Origin of the sequence: Amnibacterium soli (assembly GCF_039544415.1) — a bacterium.
GTDB lineage: Bacteria > Actinomycetota > Actinomycetes > Actinomycetales > Microbacteriaceae > Amnibacterium > Amnibacterium soli.
Genome location: NZ_BAABLP010000001.1, coordinates 259,054 through 277,376 on the forward strand (window position 1 = coordinate 259,054; position 18,323 = coordinate 277,376).

Here is an 18,323-nt window from a genome sequence, read left to right on the forward strand (position 1 = left end):
GCGACGCGTCTGTCGCGGCCGTGATCGACGCAGGGCGCCCGGCTCGGGCCACTGCGGCACCGCCGACCGTAATCGAGCGGGTCGCCTTGCGGCCCCGTGTGGAGGGACCAGCATGGCTGAGAAGATCGCCGCCGAGGCGCGTACGTCGTTCGGGAAGGGCGCGGCCCGCAAGCTGCGCACCGCCGGCCGCATCCCCGCCGTCATCTACGGGCACGGCACCGACCCGGTGCACATCTCGCTGCCCGCGCACGAGACCGGCCTGATCATCCGCCGCGCCAACGCGGTGTTCGACCTCGACCTGCCGACCGGCCCGCTGATGGCGCTGGTCAAGGACGTGCAGCGCGACCCGGTGCGCCAGATCATCGAGCACCTCGACCTGATCATCGTCCGCACGGGCGAGCAGGTCGAGGTCGACGTGCCCGTGGTCCTCGAGGGCGAGTCCGCCTCCGGCACCATCGCGACGCTCGACTCGCAGACCGTGCTGCTGAAGGTGCTCGCCACGGCGATCCCGCAGCACGTCGTCGTGAGCGTCGAGGGCGCCGAGGAGGGCACCCAGATCACCGCCGCCGACCTGAAGCTGCCCGAGGGCGCCGAGCTGGCCTCCGACCCCGAGCTGCTGATCGTCGGCGTCTCGGTGCCGGCCGCCGAGGGCCTCGAGGACGCCACCGCCGGTGAGGACGCGCCCGCCGAGGGCGACGTCGTCCCCGACGAGTCCTGACCCGCAGGAACACGGACGCCGATGCCTGACGACGCCTGGCTCGTCGTCGGGCTCGGCAACCCCGGCACGCAGTACGCCGGGAACCGCCACAACGTCGGCCGCATGGTGGTCGACGAGCTCGCCTCCCGCTTCGGCGCCCGCTTCTCCCGGCACAAGACGGGGGCGGGCGTCGCGGAGGGGCGGGACCGGCCCGGTGGCACGCGCTTCGTGCTCGCCGCGCCGCAGACGTACATGAACGAGTCCGGCCGCCCCGTGGGCGCGCTCGCGAAGTTCTACTCGCTGCCGCCGGAGCGGCTGATCGTCGTGCACGACGAGCTCGACATCCCGTTCGGCGACCTGCGCCTGAAGACCGGCGGCGGGCACGGCGGCCACAACGGCGTCCGCGACATCGCGGCGGTGCTGGGCACCCCGGAGTTCCCGCGCGTCCGCGTCGGCATCGGCCGCCCGCCGGGCCGGCAGCCCGCCGCTGATTTCGTGCTGAAGGACTTCACGCCGACCGAGCGCAAGGAGCTGCCGCTTCTCGTCGGCGACGCGGCGGATGCGGTGGTCGACCTCGCCGGGCTCGGCCTCGAGCCCGCGCAGCAGCGCTGGAACGCGCCGCGCGACGCCCGCTGAGCCGCGCATCGGCGGCGGCGGCTGATCTCGGCCCCGTCCGGGTCGGTGCGCACGCCTGAGGCGGGTGCTCGACCGAGCCGCGGTTCGGATGCGCAGGGACGTGCTGCTACGCCTGACGCATGACGGAGCAGCGCATCGCGATCGTGACCGGCGGCGGCACCGGGGTCGGTGCGGCGTGCGCCACCGCGCTCGCGGCGGCGGGCTGGACGGTCGCGGTCCTCGGGCGGCGGCGCGAGCCGCTCGACGACGTCGCGGGGCGGGCGGAGGGGATCCACGCGTTCCCGTGCGACGTGACCGACCCCGCCGACGTCGAGCGGGTGTTCGGGCAGGTCGTCGACCGCTTCGGCCGCCTCGACCTGCTGTTCAACAACGCGGGGCGCGGCGGCAGCGCCGTGCCCGTCGACGAGGTCGAGATGGACGAGTGGCGCCGGGTGGTCGACCTCAACGTCACGGGCACCTTCCTCTGCACCCGCGCCGCGTTCGGGATCATGCGGCGCCAGGCCCCTCAGGGCGGCCGGATCGTGAACAACGGGTCGATCTCCGCGCAGGTACCGCGGCCCCGCTCCATCGCCTACACCGCGACGAAGCACGCGGTCACGGGGATCACGCGCTCGACCTCGCTCGACGGCCGGCCGTTCTCGATCGCCGCGGGGCAGATCGACATCGGCAACGCGGCGACGGACATGACGGCCCGCATGGCCGACGGCGTGCTGCAGGCGGACGGCGCGACGAGGCCCGAGCCGACCTTCGACGCGGCGGAGGTGGGCGCCGCGCTCGTCTACATGGCGTCGCTGCCGCTGACCGCGAACGTGCAGTGGCTGACGGTGACCGCGACGACGATGCCCTACATCGGGCGCGGCTGACCGGCGGGGCTCAGCCGAGCGAGATGTGCTTGGCGGCGAAGAACGGCACCGGGTTCACCGCGACCCCGCTCAGGTGCACCTCGAGGTGCAGGTGGCAGCCGGTGGCCGCGCCGGTCTGGCCGACGAGCCCGATCAGCTGCCCCTCCGACACGTGCTGCCCGACGGAGACGAGCATGCGCGACTCGTGGGCGTAGCCGACCGCGACGCCGTCGCCGTGGTCGACGAGGATCCAGTTGCCGTAGGTGCCCCAGTAGGTCGCCGCCTCGACCGTGCCGGACGCGGCGGCGCGGATCGGCGCGCCGCAGGCGGCGACGACGTCCTGGCCGCGGTGGAACAGGTTCACGCCGGGCACGGGCTGCTCGGGGCGAGGGCCGAACGGGTCGCCGAGGTGGCCCTGCACGGGCTTCATCCAGCCGGCGCCGACGGCCTCGACGGGGGAGGCGATGGAGGGGGCCGCGGCGCGGAGCGAACCGGAGACGGAGTCGGCCGAGGCGCTGCCGGTGCCGGCGTCCGCGTCGACCTGCAGGCTCTGCACGCCGTCCGCGGCGACGCCCGCGACGGGCGGCGCGTCGAGCGCCTCGCTCGCGAAGGCGGGCAGGCCCCAGAGCACGCCGAGGCCCAGCACGGCGGCCGCGGCGAACAGTCCGCGGACCGGGCGACGGCGGCGCGGCGGCTCGGGCGGCGGGGCGAGGGGCGCCGGCGTCCGCAGGGTCGGCGCGACGACCGGCGCGAGCTGTGAGAACGGCTGCACCGGCGCGGGACGCGGCGCGCGCTGCGGCGGGGTCGGCGGCGTCACCGGGCGGAGGGCGCCGGGCTGCTGCTGGGGCGCGGCGGGCGGAGCCGTCCGCAGGCGGGACCGCACGGGCGGCTGCCCGGTGGGGCGCTGCGACTCGGGCTGCCGCACGCCGGGGCGGGGGGCGGCGGGGCCGGCGGGCGTCTGGCGGACGACGGGGACGGGCGCGGTGCCGCTCGGGCCCGCCGAGGTCTCGCGGGTCCGGGCGACGGGGTGCTGCCCGGTGGCGGCGGTGCCGCCGGGGCGGGGGCGGCCGGTGCCCTGGCGCGGGTCCTGCTCCGGCACCGCGGGGCGCGGCGCGCGCTGCGGCGTGCGCTCGGGGGCGGACTGCTCCGGTCGGGCCGTGCGCGGGTCCTGGGGGATGCGGGGGCCGCGGAGCCCCTGCAGCGGCTCACGAAGGGTGCGTCGGCGGGGGTCCGGCGCCTGGCCGTCCCTCGTCGGTTCCTCGTCCCAGCGCAGCGCGAGCCCCTCTCCCGGTCGCCGGGCGGCGGCCCGACCGGTCGAAGCTAGGCACCCCCTGAAGTGGGGGCGAGCAGCGACACGCGTGTCGCGAGAACTGCTCGGCGTGTCGTCGGCGTGTCCGGAGCGCCGCGTGATCCGGGCCCACCAACGCGGGCGTCTTCGGACGGGACGGGCGGCCGTTCCCGCCCGTCCCGTCCGGTCGCGCCCGTCAGCCGCGACTACGCAGCGGTGGCCTGCAGCTCGGCGAGGGCGGCGCGGGCCTCGTCGTGGAAGGAGTAGGGGAGCTTCGTCCCGCCGATGTCCCGGTAGTCCGTGCGGCCGGTGCCCGCCCAGAGCACGGCGTCGCCCGGGCCGGTCATCGCGACGGCGGCGCGGATGCCGGCGCCCGGGTCCGGCACCTCGAGCACCTCCGCCCGCCCCGTCGAGCGCGCGCCCTGCAGGAGGGTCCGCCGGATCGCCTCGGGGTCCTCGAACCGCGAGTGGTGGTCGGTGATCACCACGACGTCGGCGGTGCTGCTCGCGACGCGGCCCATGTCGAACCGCTTGGAGGGGTCCCGGTCGCCGTCGGCCCCGAACACCATCACGATCCGCCCGGGCGTCACCGCGCGCAGCGCGGCGAGCGACTTCTCGAACGCGTCCGGGGTGTGCGCGACGTCCAGGTGCACGGCGGGTCCGCAGGCGGAGGAGGGGAGGCGTTCGAGCCGCCCGGGGACCGCCACGTCGAAGCCGTCGTCGCCGAGCGCCTCCTGGATCGCGTCGAGTGCGACGCCGCCCTCGACGAGCATCACCGCGGCCAGTGCGGCGTCCGCCGCGGCGTGGTCGCCGAGCATCCGCACGCGCGTCTCGAGGACCCGGCCGTCCGGCGCCGTCGCCCGGAAGCGGGTGCCGTCGAGCGAGCGCTCGGTGATGGCCACCCGCCAGTCGGCGTCCCCGTGCAGGGCGACCGTCGTCACGGGGATCCGCGCCTCGGCCGCGAGCCGGGCGCCCCAGGGCGAGTCGAGCGACACGACGCCGCGGCGGGCCCGGTCGGGCTCGAACAGCGCGGCCTTCGCGGCGAAGTACGTCGCCATGTCGCCGAAGTCGTCGAGGTGGTCGTGCGAGAGGTTCGTGAAGCCCGCGACGTCGAACCGCACGCCCGCGACCCGCGCCCGCACGAGCGCCTGCGCGCTCACCTCGATCGCGGCCGCGTCGACGCGGCGTTCGCGCATCGCCGCGAGCAGGCCGTGCAGCTCGTCCGCCTCGGGCGTCGTCAGGCGGCTCGGGATGCGCACGCCGTCGACGACCCGCTCGGCGGTCGTGCTGATGCCGGTCCGCCGGCCGAGCCGGCGCAGGAGGTGGTCGAGCAGGGTCACCGTCGTGGTCTTGCCGTTCGTGCCGGTCATGCCGAGCAGCAGGGGCACCGCGTCCTCGGTGCGCAGCAGCCATGCGGCGGCGTCGCCGAGCACGCGGCGCGGGTCGTCCACGACGAGCGTCGGCAGGCCGGCGTCCACCGCGAGCGCGGCGCCGGCCGCATCGGTGAGCAGGGCGACCGCGCCGGCCGCCCGTGCCGCCGCCGCGAAGGCCGCTCCGTGCGTCGCGGCCCCGGGCAGCGCAGCGAACACGTCGCCGGGGCGCACGTCCTGGCTGCGGAGGGTGATGCCCGTCGCCACGGCCGCATCGAGGTCGGCGGCCACCGAGGCGGACAGGTGCTGCGCGAGCCCGCGGAGGTCGCGCGGCGCCGTCCGCTGCGGGCGGAGCGGGCCGTTGTCAGGTGTCATCGATCGCCGACGGTACGACCGGGGACGCTGTCATTCCGGAGTGTCCGCTGAAGAGAGGCTCGGATGACGCTGGGAAGCGGCTGCCCCTCGGCCGACCTTCCCGATTCGGGGGCGCCGCCGTGCAGGCGCTGTCACCGGCGCCCGTAAAATGAGGGGAGTGAGTCTCGCGGGTCTGCCACGTCTGCTGAGCCATGCCGACTCGATGAGCGATGCGCTGGTCGCCGCCTCGCGAGCCGCCGACTTCTCCGCGACCCCCGGGCTGCACGCGCCGCTGATCGCCGCGCTGCTGCAGCGCCGGCGGGAGCACGGCGCCGCCGACGCGCTGCTGGTCGTCACCGCGACCGAGCGCGAGGCGGACGCCCTGCGCGCCTCGTTCGACTGCCTGCTGCCCGACGCCGAGCTGCTCGAGTTCCCCGCGTGGGAGACGCTGCCGCACGAGCGCCTCAGCCCGGGCGTCGAGACGGTCGGGCGGCGTCTGCACGCCATCCGCCGCATGCACCAGTGGCGGCCGGGCGACGCACCGCTGGTGGTCGTCGCGCCGGTCCGGTCCGCGCTGCAGCCGATCGTCGCTGGCCTCGTCTCGGTCGAGCCCGTCGAGCTGCGGCTGCGGCAGCGCGGCGTCGACCTGAACGCGGTCGTCGAGCGCCTGGTCGCCCTCGCGTACAGCCGCGTCGACCTCGTGACCCGCCGCGGCGAGTTCGCCGTGCGCGGCGGCATCCTCGACGTGTTCTCGCCGATCGGCGAGCACCCGGTGCGGGTCGACTTCTTCGGCGACGAGGTCGACGGGCTGCGCGGCTTCTCGGTCGCCGACCAGCGCACGCTCGACGTCGAGATCGACCGCGTCGAGCTCGTGCCGGCGCGGGAGCTGCTGCTCACCGAGTCGGTGCAGCAGCGGGCGCGCGAGCTGCGCCACGAGTTCCCGAACCTCGCGCAGATGCTCGCGAAGATCGCCGAGGGCATCCCGGTGGAGGGGATGGAGTCGCTCGCGCCGGTGCTCGCCGACGGCCTCATCCCCGTGACCGACTACCTGCCGGAGGGCGCCGCCGTCTGCGTGCTGTCCCCGGAGCGGGTCGCGAGCCGCGCGGTCAGCCTCTCCGAGACGAACCGCGAGTTCCTGCACGCCGCGTGGGCCGCGGCGACGGCGGGCGCTCAGGCGCCCATCGACCTCGAGTCCGGCGACTTCCTGACGGTGAACCGGCTGCGCGAGGCGGTGCCGGAGGGCACCTGGTGGACGATCAGCTCGTTCGAGTCGCAGCCCGACGGCGCCGAGTCGGTCGCCGACCTCGACCCCGCCAAGGCGGCGGCGCTGCTCGCCGACTCCGCGGAGTACCTGCGCGTGAAGGGCGGGGCGACGCCGGTCACGCCGGGGCGCCCGGCCGAGCTGCTCGACCACGTCGCCTCCCGGCTCCGCCACGGCTGGTCGACGGTGGTCACCGCGGCGGGCAAGGGGCTCGTCGAGCGCGCCCGCGACGTGCTCGCCGAGCGCGGCGCCGCGGCCCGCATCGTGGAGGAGCTGCCGGCCGAGCTGGAGCCGGGCGTCGCCTACGTGATGATCGGCGACCTCGAGACCGGGTTCGAGCAGCCCGAGGTGTCGCTCGCCGTCGTCAGCGAGCGCGAGTTCTACGGCCGCACCGCGAGCATGGACAACCGCGGGCCGAAGAAGCTCGCCTCCCGCCGCAAGAACGTCGTCGACCCGCTGCAGCTGAAGGCCGGCGACTTCGTCGTGCACCAGACGCACGGCATCGGGAAGTTCGTGGAGCTGACCCGGCGCGAGGTCGCGCCGGTGCAGAAGTCCGGCCCGCGCCGGGCCGGGGAGAAGCCGGCCGAGAAGGTCGTGCGGGAGTTCCTGCTGATCGAGTACGCGCCGAGCAAGCGCGGCTACCCGGGCGACAAGCTCTACGTGCCGACCGACCAGCTCGACCTGCTGACCCGCTACGTCGGCGGCGAGGCACCGCAGCTGTCGAAGATGGGCGGCTCGGACTGGGCCGCGGCGAAGGGCAAGGCGCGCAAGGCCGTCCGCGACATCGCGGTCGAGCTGGTGAAGCTCTACTCCGCCCGCATGGCCTCCCGCGGCCACGCCTTCGGCCCGGACAGCCCGTGGCAGCACGAGCTGGAGGAGGCGTTCCCGTTCGCCGAGACGCCGGACCAGCTCGAGACCATCGACCAGGTCAAGGCCGACATGGAGAAGCCGATCCCGATGGACCGGCTCATCTCCGGCGACGTCGGCTTCGGCAAGACCGAGGTCGCCGTGCGCGCCGCGTTCAAGGCGATCCAGGACGGCAAGCAGGTCGCCATGCTCGTGCCGACGACGCTGCTCGTGCGCCAGCACCTCGAGACCTTCACCGAGCGGTTCGCGGGCTTCCCCGTGAACGTGCGACCCCTCTCCCGCTTCCAGACCGACCGCGAGGTGAAGGAGACGCTGAAGGGTCTCGCCGACGGGACCGTCGACATGGTGATCGGCACCCACGCGATCCTCGCGAAGCAGGTCGAGTACAAGGACGTGGGCCTCGTGATCATCGACGAGGAGCAGCGGTTCGGCGTCGAGCACAAGGACCAGCTGAAGAAGCTCAAGACGAACGTCGACGTGCTCGCGATGAGCGCGACGCCGATCCCGCGCACGCTCGAGATGGCGGTCACCGGCATCCGCGAGATGTCGACGCTCGCGACGCCGCCGGAGGACCGCCACCCGATCCTCACGTTCGTGGGCGCGCGCTCGCAGGGGCAGATCACCGCCGCGATCCGGCGCGAGCTGCTGCGCGAGGGCCAGGTCTTCTACGTGCACAACCGCGTGTCCTCCATCGGCCGCATCGCCGCCGAGATCGCGGAGCTGGTGCCGGAGGCGCGCGTCGCCGTCGCGCACGGCCAGATGGGCGAGCACCAGCTGGAGCAGGTGATGGTCGACTTCTGGGAGCGGAAGTTCGACGTGCTCGTCTCCACCACGATCATCGAGACCGGCCTCGACATCGCGAACGCGAACACCCTGATCGTCGACCGCGCCGACAAGTACGGCCTGTCGCAGCTGCACCAGCTGCGCGGCCGCGTCGGACGCGGCCGGGAGCGCGCCTACGCCTACTTCCTCTACGACTCCGAGAAGCCGCTGTCGGAGACCGCGGTCGACCGGCTCGAGACCATCGCCGCGAACAACGACCTCGGCTCGGGCATGCAGGTCGCGCTGAAGGACCTCGAGATCCGCGGCGCGGGCAACCTGCTCGGCGGCGAGCAGTCCGGGCACATCGCGGGCGTCGGGTTCGACCTGTACCTGCGGATGATCGGGGAGGCGGTCAGCGACTTCCGCGGCGAGGTCGCCGACGGGCAGACCGAGCTGCGGCTCGAGATCCCGGTCGACGCCCGCATCCCCGAGCACTACATCGACAGCGAGCGGCTGCGCCTCGAGGCCTACCAGAAGCTGTCCGCCGCGGCCGGGCCCGCCTCCGCCGAGGGGCGCATCGACCTCGTGCTCGAGGAGCTCGTCGACCGGTACGGCCAGGCGCCGGAGGAGGTGCAGAGCCTCGTGCGCATCTCGAAGCTGCGCCGTCTCGCGCAGCAGGCCGGGCTCTCCGACGTCGTCTCGCTGCCGAAGTTCCTCCGCATCGCCCCGGCCGACCTGCCGGACTCGATGCAGGTGCGCCTGCAGCGCATGTACCCGGGCGCCCGCATCGTGCAGGGCGCGGTGAACGTGCCGTGGCCGCAGACCGCGGGCGAGCCGCTCGCGGACACCGCGCTCATCGAGTGGGTGCAGCAGCTGCTCGGCGCCATCTGGGGCAAGGTCCCGCAGGCCGCCGCCTGACCGGCGCCGATCCGACCCACTCGAAGGAGCACCTCCCATGACCGGACCGGCGATCGACGTCGTCTTCCAGGCCGTGCCGTCCGCCCGCATCGCCTGCATCACCGGCAGAGCGACCGGGTTCGGCTCGGCGCGGATCGGGCCCGTCGTCTCGCCGATGTTCTCGGAGGCCGCCGCGCTGCTCGCGGCCGCCGACGTCGAGTCCGGCCCCGCGATCGCGACCTACGCCGCGGAGGGGTCGGGCGTGCTCGTCACGGTCGGGTTCGAGGTGGAGGCCGCCGTGACGGCGGTGCAGGGCCTCGAGGTGCAGGTGCTGCCCGCCGCCGAGCACGCGGCGGTCGCGACCCATCGCGGTCCCGTGGCCGCCATCGACCGGTCGTGGGCGGCGCTCGCGGACCGGGTCCGGGAGGACGGCTGGGAGATCGCGGGCCCCGCCCGCGAGATCTACCTGACCCCGGACGGCCACCCGCAGGAGGAGTGGGTGACGGAGCTCGTGCAGCCGGTGGTCCCGCGCGCCTGAGCCCGGCTTCCCCGGCGTCGCCGGCCCGCGCTACGGTCCCGGCATGGCTCGACTCCGCGCGCACAACATCGCCGTCTCGCTCGACGGGTTCGGCACGGGGGAGGGGCAGTCGCTCGAGGCGCCCTTCGGTCACGCGGGCCAGCGGCTGATGGGCTGGTTCTTCCCGACGGCCACCTTCCAGGGCATGATCGGCAACGGGTCGGCGGCGGGCGGTGCCGGTACCGGAGGCGTCGACGACGCCTTCGCCTCCGCGTGGTCCCGCGGCATCGGCGCCGAGATCATGGGGCGCAACAAGTTCGCGCCGCTCGACCGGCCGTGGCCCGACCTCGACTGGCAGGGCTGGTGGGGCGACGAGCCGCCGTTCCGCACGCCCGTGATCGTGCTGACGCACACGCCTCGGCCGGACCTCGTCGTCGGCGGGACGACCTTCCTGTTCCGCGACGCGAGCCCGCAGGAGGCGCTCGCGGAGGCGACGGAGCTCGCCGGCGGCCTCGACGTGCGCCTCGGCGGCGGCCCGACGACGGTGCGGGAGTTCCTCGCCGCCGACCTGGTCGACCACCTCCACGTCGTGGTGTCGCCGATCGTGCTCGGCCGCGGCGTCCGCCTGTGGGACGGGCTCGAGGGCCTCGAGGAGCGCTTCGACCTCGAGACGACCGCGTCCCCCTCCGGCGTCGTGCACCACGTCTTCACCCGCCGCACCTGACCTTGCTCACGCTTCGTGCCGCCCATGCGGTCGTCGGGCGGCATGAAGCGTGAGCGAAGTCCGTCCTAACCGGGAGGATGGGCGCGTGGCGCGGCAGGACGACGAACGCATCGGCTTCGGCTCGGCCGTCGGGCTGGGGGCGCTCGTGCTGTCCACCTTCGTCGCCATCACGACCGAGGTGGTGCCGGTCGGCCTGCTGCCGCAGCTGAGCCGCGCGTTCTCGGTGTCGGAGGCGGTGACCGGGCTGCTCGTCACCGTGTACGCGGCGCTCGTGGCGGTGCTCGCGATCCCGCTGACCCGGCTGACCGCCCGGTTGCCGCGCAAGCCGCTGCTGCTCGGCACGATCGTGCTCTACAGCATCGGCAACGCGATGATCGCGCTCGCGCCGGGCTTCGCCGTCGTCTGCCTGGGGCGCGCCGTCGGCGGCGTCGCGCACGCGCTGTTCTTCTCCGTGCTGTCCGCCTACGCGGCGTCGCTCGTGCCGCCCAGGGTGCAGGGCCGCGCGCTCGCGATCGCCGCGTCCGGCGCCTCCCTCGGCTACGTGCTCGGGGTGCCGCTGATCACCTCCATCGGCGCGGCCTTCGACTGGCGGGTCGCGTTCGGCGCGCTGTCCGTCGGCGGGCTGCTCGCGGGCGCCGCGACCGCGATGGCGCTGCCCGCGGTCGGCATCGCCGGCGCGCCGAGCGAGCAGGCGCGCGGTCCGCGCAGCGCGCTCGTGTCGGCGGCGGGGGTGAACGCGCTCGCGTTCTTCGGCCACTACGCGCTCTACACGTACGTGTCGTCCGTGCTGCTGACCGCAGGCGTCGCGGAGGGGGCGATCGGCGCGGCCCTGTTCCTCTTCGGGGCGACCGGCGTGATCGGGCTGTGGCTCGCCGGGCTGGTCATCGACCGGCACCCGCGCGCCGGCTTCATCGGCGCGCTCGTGCTCGCCGCGGTCTGCACGGGCGCCCTCCTGCTGCTGCAGGCGAGCACGGCGGGCACGGTCACCGCCGTGAGCGCGTGGATCGTCGGCTTCGGTGCGATCCCGGTGTTCTGCACGGCCGCGTGCCTCCGGGCCCGCGCGCTGTCGCCCGACCTCTCCTCCGCGGTGAACAACGCCGCGTCGAACGTCGGCATCGGACTGGGCGCGGCCGTCGGCGGCGCGGTCTTCGCGGCGTCCGGGGTGCCGGCCGTCGTCGTGCTCGCGGCGGCCTCGTTCGCGCTGTCCGCGCTGCTGGTGCTCGTGCTGCGCCGGGGCTTCCCGTCGCACGCCGAAGCGGTGGTCTGACCGGGGTCAGTCCGTCAGCACCGAGAAGACGTTGCCCGAGGGATCCGTGAACCAGGCGATGTCGGGGCCGCGGCCGCGCATCGCGCCGTCGTCGTCCTGCGGCATCCCCGGGTAGCGCTGCGGCTGCAGGCCCGCCGCCGCGAGCTCCTGGACCGCCCGTCCGACATCGGCGACGACGAGGTTCAGCACGGTGAAGCCGGCGGGCTCGTGGTCCGCCTTCGGGTACAGGATCACGGTGCCGCCGCCCGGCAGGTGCACGCGGGCGATGTCGCCGTCGTCGACCTGCAGCCCGATCGTCTCCCGCCAGAACCGCACCGCCTCCGGCACGTCCCGCACCGACATCCCGCCGAACGCCCGCTCGATCGCGACCATCGCTCCGCCTCCTGCACCTCGATGTGCGCACCGTACACATGGAGGCGGTGGGCCGGAAGGCGCCGCAGGTGGGAGGCTGAGCCGCATCCGACGGGCCCGCGCTCCGGGCCGCTGCTCCCCGACGAGGAACGACATGACGATCACCGCCGCCGCGTCCGCCACCGACACCGGCGGTGACCCGCCCCTCGTGCCGCACTGGATCGGCGGCGCCGCCGTGGCCGGGTCGAGCACGCGGACCGCGGAGGTGTTCGATCCGGCGCTCGGCGTCGCGACGAAGCGCGTGCCGCTGGCGGATGCGGCCGACGCCGACGCCGCGGTCGCCGCGGCGAAGGCCGCCTACTCGGCCTGGCGCGACCTGTCCCTCGCCCGCCGCCAGGCGATCATGTTCCGCTTCCGCGAGCTGCTGGAGGCGCGCAAGGGCGAGCTCGCGGAGATCATCACCAGCGAGCACGGCAAGGTGCTGTCCGACGCGCTCGGCGAGATCAGCCGCGGCCAGGAGGTCGTGGAGTTCGCGACGGGCCTCGCCCACCACCTCAAGGGCGAGTACTCGGAGCAGGTCTCGAGCGGGGTCGACGTGTACTCGCTGCGCCAGCCGCTCGGCGTCGTCGGGATCATCAGCCCCTTCAACTTCCCGGCGATGGTGCCGATGTGGTTCTTCCCGATCGCCATCGCCGCCGGCAACGCCGTCGTGCTGAAGCCGAGCGAGAAGGACCCGTCGGCCGCCGTCTGGATCGCCCGGCTGCTCCAGGAGGCGGGCCTGCCCGACGGCGTCTTCACCGTGCTGCACGGTGACAAGGCGGCCGTCGACGCGCTGCTGACGCACCCGGACGTGCGCTCGATCTCCTTCGTCGGGTCGACACCGATCGCGCAGTACATCTACGAGACCGCGGCGCAGCACGGCAAGCGGGTGCAGGCGCTCGGCGGCGCGAAGAACCACATGCTCGTGCTGCCCGACGCGGACCTCGACCTCGTCGCCGACTCCGCCGTGAACGCCGGCTTCGGCAGCGCGGGGGAGCGCTGCATGGCGATCTCCGTGGTCGTCGCGGTGGATGGGCCCCTGCCGGCCGGTTCCGGGGCGGCGCGGAGCGACGGCACGGCCGAGCCGGGAGGGACCGTCGCTGACGCACTCATCGCGAAGGTGCGGGAGCGGATGGCCGGCCTGACCGTCGGCGACGGCCGCCGCAGCTGCGACATGGGCCCGCTGGTCACCGAGGCGCATCGGGACGAGGTGGCGTCGTACATCGCGATCGCGGAGGAGGACGGCGCAGAGGTCGTCGTCGACGGGCGCGGCGTCGAGGTCGACGGCGACCCGAACGGGTTCTGGCTCGGACCGACCCTGATCGACCGGGTGCCCACCTCCTCCCGCGTCTACACCGAGGAGATCTTCGGCCCCGTGCTCGCCGTCGTCCGGGTGGCGTCGTACGAGGAGGGCGTGGCCCTCATCAACACGGGCGCGTTCGGCAACGGCACCGCGATCTTCACCAACGACGGCGGCGCCGCACGCCGCTTCCAGCACGAGGTGGAGGTGGGCATGATCGGGATCAACGTGCCGATCCCGGTGCCCGTCGCCACGTTCTCCTTCGGCGGCTGGCGCCAGAGCCTCTTCGGTGACACGAAGGCGCACGGCGCCGAGGGCGTCAGGTTCTTCACGCAGCAGAAGGCCGTCACCGCGCGCTGGCTCGACCCGAGCCACGGGGGCGTCGACCTCGGCTTCCCCCGCACCTGACCGCCGGCCTCGCCTGCGCCCGGCGCCGGGTCAGGCGAGGCGGAGGTGCAGGATCTGGAGGCGGGGCTCGCGCACCGGGGTCATCCGGATCTCGCAGCGGACCCGGCCGCGCTCGCCGGCGACGGTCCAGGCGAGGTGCGCGGGGGAGTCGCTGCGGGCGGCGGCCGCGGTCAGCGGCGGCACGGGCGCGTCCGCCGCGAGCCCGACGCGCTCCCGCAGACGCTCCGCGTGCGCCCGGCGGAGCGCGAACGACTCGTCGAGCGCGACGTTGTCCGCCGCGATCGCGCCCAGCGCCGCATCGTCCCAACCCCGCAGCAGGCCCTCGACGACGTCCCGCGCAGCGGCCGTCTCGGGCCAGAGCGCCGGCTCGGCCTCGGGCTCGACCGCGCTGTCGAGCAGCATCGTGAGCGCCTGCGTCGCGGGCAGGGTCGCGCCGCTGTAGCGCGCGTTCTCGAGCACGACGACGCCGATGCCGCTCGCGGCGTGCCAGCGCATGTGGGCGCCGTACCCGGGGTAGCCGCCCGAGTGGCTGATGATCCGGCCGTGCCGCGGGGCCTCCTCCACGACGAGCCCCAGGCCGTAGTGCACGCGGCCCGCGGGGTCCTCCGGGGTGCGCGGCTCCTGCATCGCCCGGCGCAGCGCGGCGGGCAGGACGTCGTCGGCGGCGCCGTCGCGCAGGGCGCTCGCCAGCCACCCGGCCCACGTCGCCAGCGCGGTGGGCGTCGCGACCACGCCGCCGAGCGCGGAGAACGCGCCCGGCTCCGCCCACGGCTGCCGGGCCCACTCGCCATCGACGCGTGCGAACCCCTCCGCGACCGTCGCGTCGACGGAGCGGTCGAACGCCAGCCCGGTCAGGCCGAGCGGGTCGATGATCCGCTCGCGCACGAGCTGCGGATACGGGCGGCCGCCGACGCGCTCCAGCACGCGCCCGAGGATCGCGTAGGCGAAGCTCGAGTACTCGTAGCGGGTGCCGGGCTCGGACACGAGGCGCACGCCCTCGCCGACCAGCCGGTCGAAGTCGTCGGTCGTCATCGACTCCTGGCGGTCCGCCCACGGGTCGTCGATGGGGATGCCGCCCGACATCGACGCCAGCTCGCCCAGCGTCGGCGCTCGCGAGGCGCCGAGCACCCGCGCGTCGAGCACCTCCGTCAGCGGGGTGTCGAGCGTCAGCGCCCCCTCCGCCACGAAGGTCAGCAGCGTCGCGGCGGTGAAGCTCTTCGTGCAGGAGGCGACGCGGAACGCCGTGCGGGCGTCGGGCAGCGGACCGACCGCCTCGTCCCCGGCGGCGCCGGTCGCGACGACCCCCTCCGGGCCGAACACGGCCCAGGAGGACGCGGGCGCCTTCCCGTCGCGCACCCGGGCGGCGACGAGGTCGTCCAGGGCGGGGGCGGCGAGCTGGAGGCGGTCTGCGCGGTGGGGCACGGCCCGATCCTTCCATCCGTGCGCCCGGTGCTCCGATCGCGCTAGGGCGTCCCGTTGCGCACGACCGCCCAGCCGGAGACGACCCCGGAGGCGGGCAGCAGCCGCACCCGGACGCGGTCCGGCCGCTGCTCGGCGGTGATCCCGAGCCACTGCGTGGAGGGCGGCCCCGAGCAGTCGGCGTCGCCGGACAGGCCCAGTGCGGCGCCGTCGCCCGAGACGAGGCTCCAGCGCATGCGGCTGCCGTCCGTGCCGGCGCACGCGACGTCGACCGCGAGCTGCCCGGCGGTCGGGGTCCTGCCGCTCGGGGTGCGGGAGGCGCCGCCGCCGAAGGTCGAGCGGGTCACCTCCCCGGCCTGCGGGCTCGGCGTCGTCAGCGGGGCGACCGTCGCGGTGCGGCTGATCGTGGGGGAGGCGGTCGCCTCGGGCTGCGCCGCCGCGCAGCCGGCGGTCGACAGCGCCGCCGCGGCGAGCACCGCGGTCAGGGCGAGGGCGCGGAGGATCACCCCGGCATTCTCGGTCGTCGGGCTGGCTGGATATCGTGACCGGTCGTGCCCCTCGTCGTCCGTCCCCTCGAGTCCTTCGACCTGACCGCCGTCCTCGCGCTGAACAACGCCGCCGTGCCGGCCGTGCCGCCGGCGACGAAGGAGGAGCTGGCGCAGCTCGTGGTCGTCGCGGGCCTCGCCGTAGTGGCCGAGGTCGACCCCGGCCGCCCCGTCGGCTTCCTGCTCGCGATGGATCCGGGCGTGGGCTACGAGAGCGAGAACTACCGCTGGTTCAGCGCCCGGAGCGACTCGTTCGTGTACGTCGACCGGATCGTGGTGGCGGAGGGGGAGCGCGGCACCGGCATCGGTCGCGCGCTCCACGCCGCCGCCTTCGACCGCGCCGCGGAGCACGGGAGGGCCGAGGTGACGTGCGAGGTGAACGTGCGACCCGCGAACCCCGAGTCGCTCGCGTTCCACGGGCGGCTCGGCTTCACGAAGCTGGGGGAGCAGGAGACGAAGGGCGGCGCCTATCGCGTCGCCCTGCTCGCCGCGCCCGTGCGGCGGCCCTGAGGAGCGCACCGACGCCGCGCGGTCGGTGCCGCGCCGTGCGGTCTGCTCCACCCCGCGTCGACGCCTCCCGAGCGGGATCCCGGTCCGTGCATCGGGAATGCGGAGGCGGTGCAAAGGCTTGGGACCTCGAGTGAGTGAATCCGCTGCGCCCGCGATCAGCCGTCGAGACGTGGGGCTCCGGAGCGAGCGCGGGCCGATCCTGCTCGCCCTGATGCTGTCCACGGGCCTCATCGCGATCGACTCCACGATCCTGGCGACCGCGGTGCCGTCGATCGTGCACGACCTCGGCGGCTTCGCCAGCTTCCCGTGGCTGTTCTCGGTCTACCTGCTCGCGCAGGCGGTGTCCGTGCCGATCTACGCGAAGCTCATCGACACGGTCGGCCGCAAGCCGCTGCTGCTGTTCGGCATCGCGATGTTCCTGCTGGGCTCGATCCTCTGCGGGTTCGCGCCGTCGATGCTGCTGCTGATCCTCTTCCGCGCGGTGCAGGGCCTCGGCGCCGGCGCGATCATGCCGACCTCGATCACGGTCGCGGGCGACATCTACACCGTCGCCGAGCGGGCGAAGGCGCAGGGGTACCTGGCGAGCGTCTGGGCGATCTCCTCCGTCGTCGGCCCGACCCTCGGCGGCGTGTTCTCGCAGTTCGTCTCGTGGCGCTGGATCTTCTTCGTGAACGTGCCCCTGTGCATCGTGGCCGCGGTGCTGGTGCGCCGCTACGAGGAGTCCGCGCAGCGCACCCGCCGCCGCGTCGACGTGCCCGGCGCGCTGCTGCTCACGGGCGGGCTGACGGCCCTGCTGCTCGGCCTGCTGCAGGGCGGCCAGGCGTGGGCGTGGAACTCCGTGCCCGGCGTCGGGCTGCTCGTGCTCGCCGGCGTGCTGCTCGTCGCGTTCGTGCTCGTCGAGCGCCGCGCGGCCGAGCCGGTCCTGCCGCTATGGGTGTTCTCCCGCCGGCTGCTGCTCACGACGGGTCTGATCAGCGCCGGTGTCGGCGCGCTGATCCTCGGGCTCACCTCCTACGTGCCGAACTTCCTCGAGTCCGCCGCGGGCGCGACGCCGCTCGAGTCCGGCCTGGCGCTCGCGCTGCTGACGATCGGCTGGCCGATCGCCGCCTCGAACGCCGGCCGCCTCTACCTGCGGCTCGGCTTCCGCCCGACCGCGCTGATCGGCTCGACCGTCGCCCTCGTCGGCGCGATCGGCGTGCTGCTCGTCACGCCGCTCGCCTCCATCTGGCTCACCGGCGTCGCCTGCCTCGTGGTCGGCCTGGGGCTCGGCACCGTCGCGACTCCGACGCTGATCGCGGGCCAGTCGAGCGTCGGCTTCGCCGAGCGCGGCGTGGTCACCGGCTCGAACACCTTCCTGCGCTCGGTCGGCTCCGCCGTCGGCGTGGCGGTGTTCGGCGCGGTCGCGAACGGCGTGCTCGGCGGCCGGACGGACGCCGCCTCGGTGAGCAGCGCCTCCACGGGCGTGTTCATCGGCGTCGTCGTGGCGGGCGTGCTGACCCTCGTCGCCGCGGCCTTCATGCCCTCGTTCCGCGCGGAGCACGCGGCCGCACCGGAGGCGCGGGTCGAGCCGGTCGCGCCCGAGGCGGCGTGACCGAGGATGGGGCAGTGACCGACGCCTCCGAGCTGGACCGCCTCGTGGCCGTGATGGCCCGCCTCCGGAGACCGGACGGCTGCCCCTGGGACGCGGAGCAGACGCACGGCTCGCTCGTGCGGTACCTGCTCGAGGAGACCGCCGAGCTCGTCGAGGCGATCGAGACGCACGACGTGCCCGCGATGCGGGAGGAGCTCGGCGACGTGCTCTACCAGGTGCTGTTCCACGCCGACCTCGCCGCCGCGACGCCGGGCGAGGGCTTCGACATCGAGGACGTGGCCCGCGACACCGCGGCGAAGATGGTCGGCCGCCACCCGCACGTGTTCGGCGACGCCGAGGCGGCGGACGCCGACGCGGTCGTCGAGGTGTGGGAGGCGCAGAAGCGGCGCGAGAAGGCCGACCGCACGAGCGTGCTCGACGGCGTGCCGATGGCCATGCCGTCCCTGCTGCTCGCGGAGAAGCTCGTCGGCAGGGCCGAGCGCGCGGGCCTCGAGGTGCGTGCCGGCGTCCCGGTGCCGGACGACGAGGACGCGCTCGGCGACGCCCTGCTCGACACCGTGATCGCCTCGGCGGCGAAGGGACTCGACGCGGAGCGCGCCCTCCGGTCCGCCCTGCGCCGCTTCACGGCGCGCATCCGCGAGGTCGAGGCCCAGCCGGACCCGGAGGCCTAGCCCTCCC

General features: G+C 74.8%; 16 protein-coding genes. 11 read left to right on the forward strand and 5 right to left on the reverse strand.

Annotated features, from left to right (window positions below):
- Positions 1 to 112 precede the first annotated feature (112 nt).
- From ABEA53_RS01245 to ABEA53_RS01255, 3 genes are all read left to right on the forward strand, one after another.
- On the forward strand, positions 113 to 718 hold the full coding sequence (locus ABEA53_RS01245) for a 50S ribosomal protein L25/general stress protein Ctc (RefSeq protein ID WP_345479088.1): 606 nt from the start codon (positions 113 to 115) through the stop codon (positions 716 to 718).
- A gap of 21 nt (positions 719 to 739) precedes the next feature.
- A complete protein-coding gene (pth, locus tag ABEA53_RS01250) occupies positions 740 to 1,333 on the forward strand; it encodes an aminoacyl-tRNA hydrolase (RefSeq protein ID WP_345479089.1) in 594 nt (197 codons plus the stop codon).
- 119 nt (positions 1,334 to 1,452) lie between these two features.
- Positions 1,453 to 2,196 (forward strand): SDR family oxidoreductase, encoded by a 744-nt coding sequence (locus tag ABEA53_RS01255; RefSeq protein WP_345479090.1) that lies wholly within the window; start codon positions 1,453 to 1,455, stop codon positions 2,194 to 2,196.
- A 10-nt stretch (positions 2,197 to 2,206) separates the two neighbouring features.
- Here ABEA53_RS01255 and ABEA53_RS01260 read toward each other — a convergent pair whose 3' ends face one another.
- Both ABEA53_RS01260 and ABEA53_RS01265 read right to left on the reverse strand, forming a co-directional pair.
- The gene (locus ABEA53_RS01260) at positions 2,207 to 3,274 is read right to left on the reverse strand and encodes a peptidoglycan DD-metalloendopeptidase family protein (protein WP_345479091.1); all 1,068 of its coding nucleotides are present in this window, start codon (positions 3,272 to 3,274) and stop codon (positions 2,207 to 2,209) included.
- A 395-nt stretch (positions 3,275 to 3,669) separates the two neighbouring features.
- Complete coding sequence (locus ABEA53_RS01265; RefSeq protein WP_345479092.1) at positions 3,670 to 5,208, reverse strand: Mur ligase family protein; 1,539 nt, start codon at positions 5,206 to 5,208, stop codon at positions 3,670 to 3,672.
- 157 nt (positions 5,209 to 5,365) lie between these two features.
- On the opposite strand from ABEA53_RS01265, the gene mfd reads away from it, so the two are divergent.
- The 4 genes from mfd to ABEA53_RS01285 all read left to right on the forward strand — a co-directional run bounded on the left by mfd (position 5,366) and on the right by ABEA53_RS01285 (position 11,482).
- Entirely contained in the window at positions 5,366 to 8,995 is a 3,630-nt protein-coding gene (gene mfd / locus ABEA53_RS01270) for a transcription-repair coupling factor (RefSeq protein ID WP_425550580.1), read from the forward strand.
- Between the two features lie 37 nt (positions 8,996 to 9,032).
- Positions 9,033 to 9,512: a GyrI-like domain-containing protein gene (locus ABEA53_RS01275; protein ID WP_345479096.1), complete on the forward strand. Its 480-nt coding sequence runs from the start codon at positions 9,033 to 9,035 to the stop codon at positions 9,510 to 9,512.
- 43 nt (positions 9,513 to 9,555) lie between these two features.
- Positions 9,556 to 10,215 (forward strand): dihydrofolate reductase family protein, encoded by a 660-nt coding sequence (locus tag ABEA53_RS01280; protein ID WP_345479097.1) that lies wholly within the window; start codon positions 9,556 to 9,558, stop codon positions 10,213 to 10,215.
- A gap of 85 nt (positions 10,216 to 10,300) precedes the next feature.
- Complete coding sequence (locus tag ABEA53_RS01285; RefSeq protein WP_345479099.1) at positions 10,301 to 11,482, forward strand: MFS transporter; 1,182 nt, start codon at positions 10,301 to 10,303, stop codon at positions 11,480 to 11,482.
- Between the two features lie 6 nt (positions 11,483 to 11,488).
- Here the strand turns inward: ABEA53_RS01285 and ABEA53_RS01290 are convergent, their stop codons facing one another.
- Positions 11,489 to 11,854 carry a VOC family protein gene (locus ABEA53_RS01290; RefSeq protein ID WP_345479101.1) on the reverse strand — a complete coding sequence of 122 codons (366 nt, stop codon included), beginning with the start codon at positions 11,852 to 11,854 and terminating at the stop codon, positions 11,489 to 11,491.
- A gap of 133 nt (positions 11,855 to 11,987) precedes the next feature.
- Here ABEA53_RS01290 and ABEA53_RS01295 point away from each other — a divergent pair, with 133 nt between their 5' ends.
- Positions 11,988 to 13,580: a CoA-acylating methylmalonate-semialdehyde dehydrogenase gene (locus ABEA53_RS01295; RefSeq protein ID WP_345479102.1), complete on the forward strand. Its 1,593-nt coding sequence runs from the start codon at positions 11,988 to 11,990 to the stop codon at positions 13,578 to 13,580.
- Between the two features lie 30 nt (positions 13,581 to 13,610).
- Here ABEA53_RS01295 and ABEA53_RS01300 read toward each other — a convergent pair whose 3' ends face one another.
- Positions 13,611 to 15,002, reverse strand: coding sequence for a serine hydrolase domain-containing protein (locus ABEA53_RS01300; protein WP_345479103.1), 1,392 nt, complete (start codon positions 15,000 to 15,002; stop codon positions 13,611 to 13,613).
- A gap of 41 nt (positions 15,003 to 15,043) precedes the next feature.
- Positions 15,044 to 15,505 carry a hypothetical protein gene (locus ABEA53_RS01305; protein ID WP_345479104.1) on the reverse strand — a complete coding sequence of 154 codons (462 nt, stop codon included), beginning with the start codon at positions 15,503 to 15,505 and terminating at the stop codon, positions 15,044 to 15,046.
- Positions 15,506 to 15,550: 45 nt separating this feature from the next.
- Here ABEA53_RS01305 and ABEA53_RS01310 point away from each other — a divergent pair, with 45 nt between their 5' ends.
- From ABEA53_RS01310 to ABEA53_RS01320, 3 genes are all read left to right on the forward strand, one after another.
- On the forward strand, positions 15,551 to 16,054 hold the full coding sequence (locus ABEA53_RS01310) for a GNAT family N-acetyltransferase (protein WP_345479105.1): 504 nt from the start codon (positions 15,551 to 15,553) through the stop codon (positions 16,052 to 16,054).
- A gap of 211 nt (positions 16,055 to 16,265) precedes the next feature.
- A complete protein-coding gene (locus ABEA53_RS01315) occupies positions 16,266 to 17,645 on the forward strand; it encodes an MFS transporter (protein ID WP_345479658.1) in 1,380 nt (459 codons plus the stop codon).
- 14 nt (positions 17,646 to 17,659) lie between these two features.
- On the forward strand, positions 17,660 to 18,316 hold the full coding sequence (locus tag ABEA53_RS01320; RefSeq protein WP_345479106.1) for a nucleoside triphosphate pyrophosphohydrolase: 657 nt from the start codon (positions 17,660 to 17,662) through the stop codon (positions 18,314 to 18,316).
- The last annotated feature ends 7 nt before the right edge of the window (positions 18,317 to 18,323 follow it).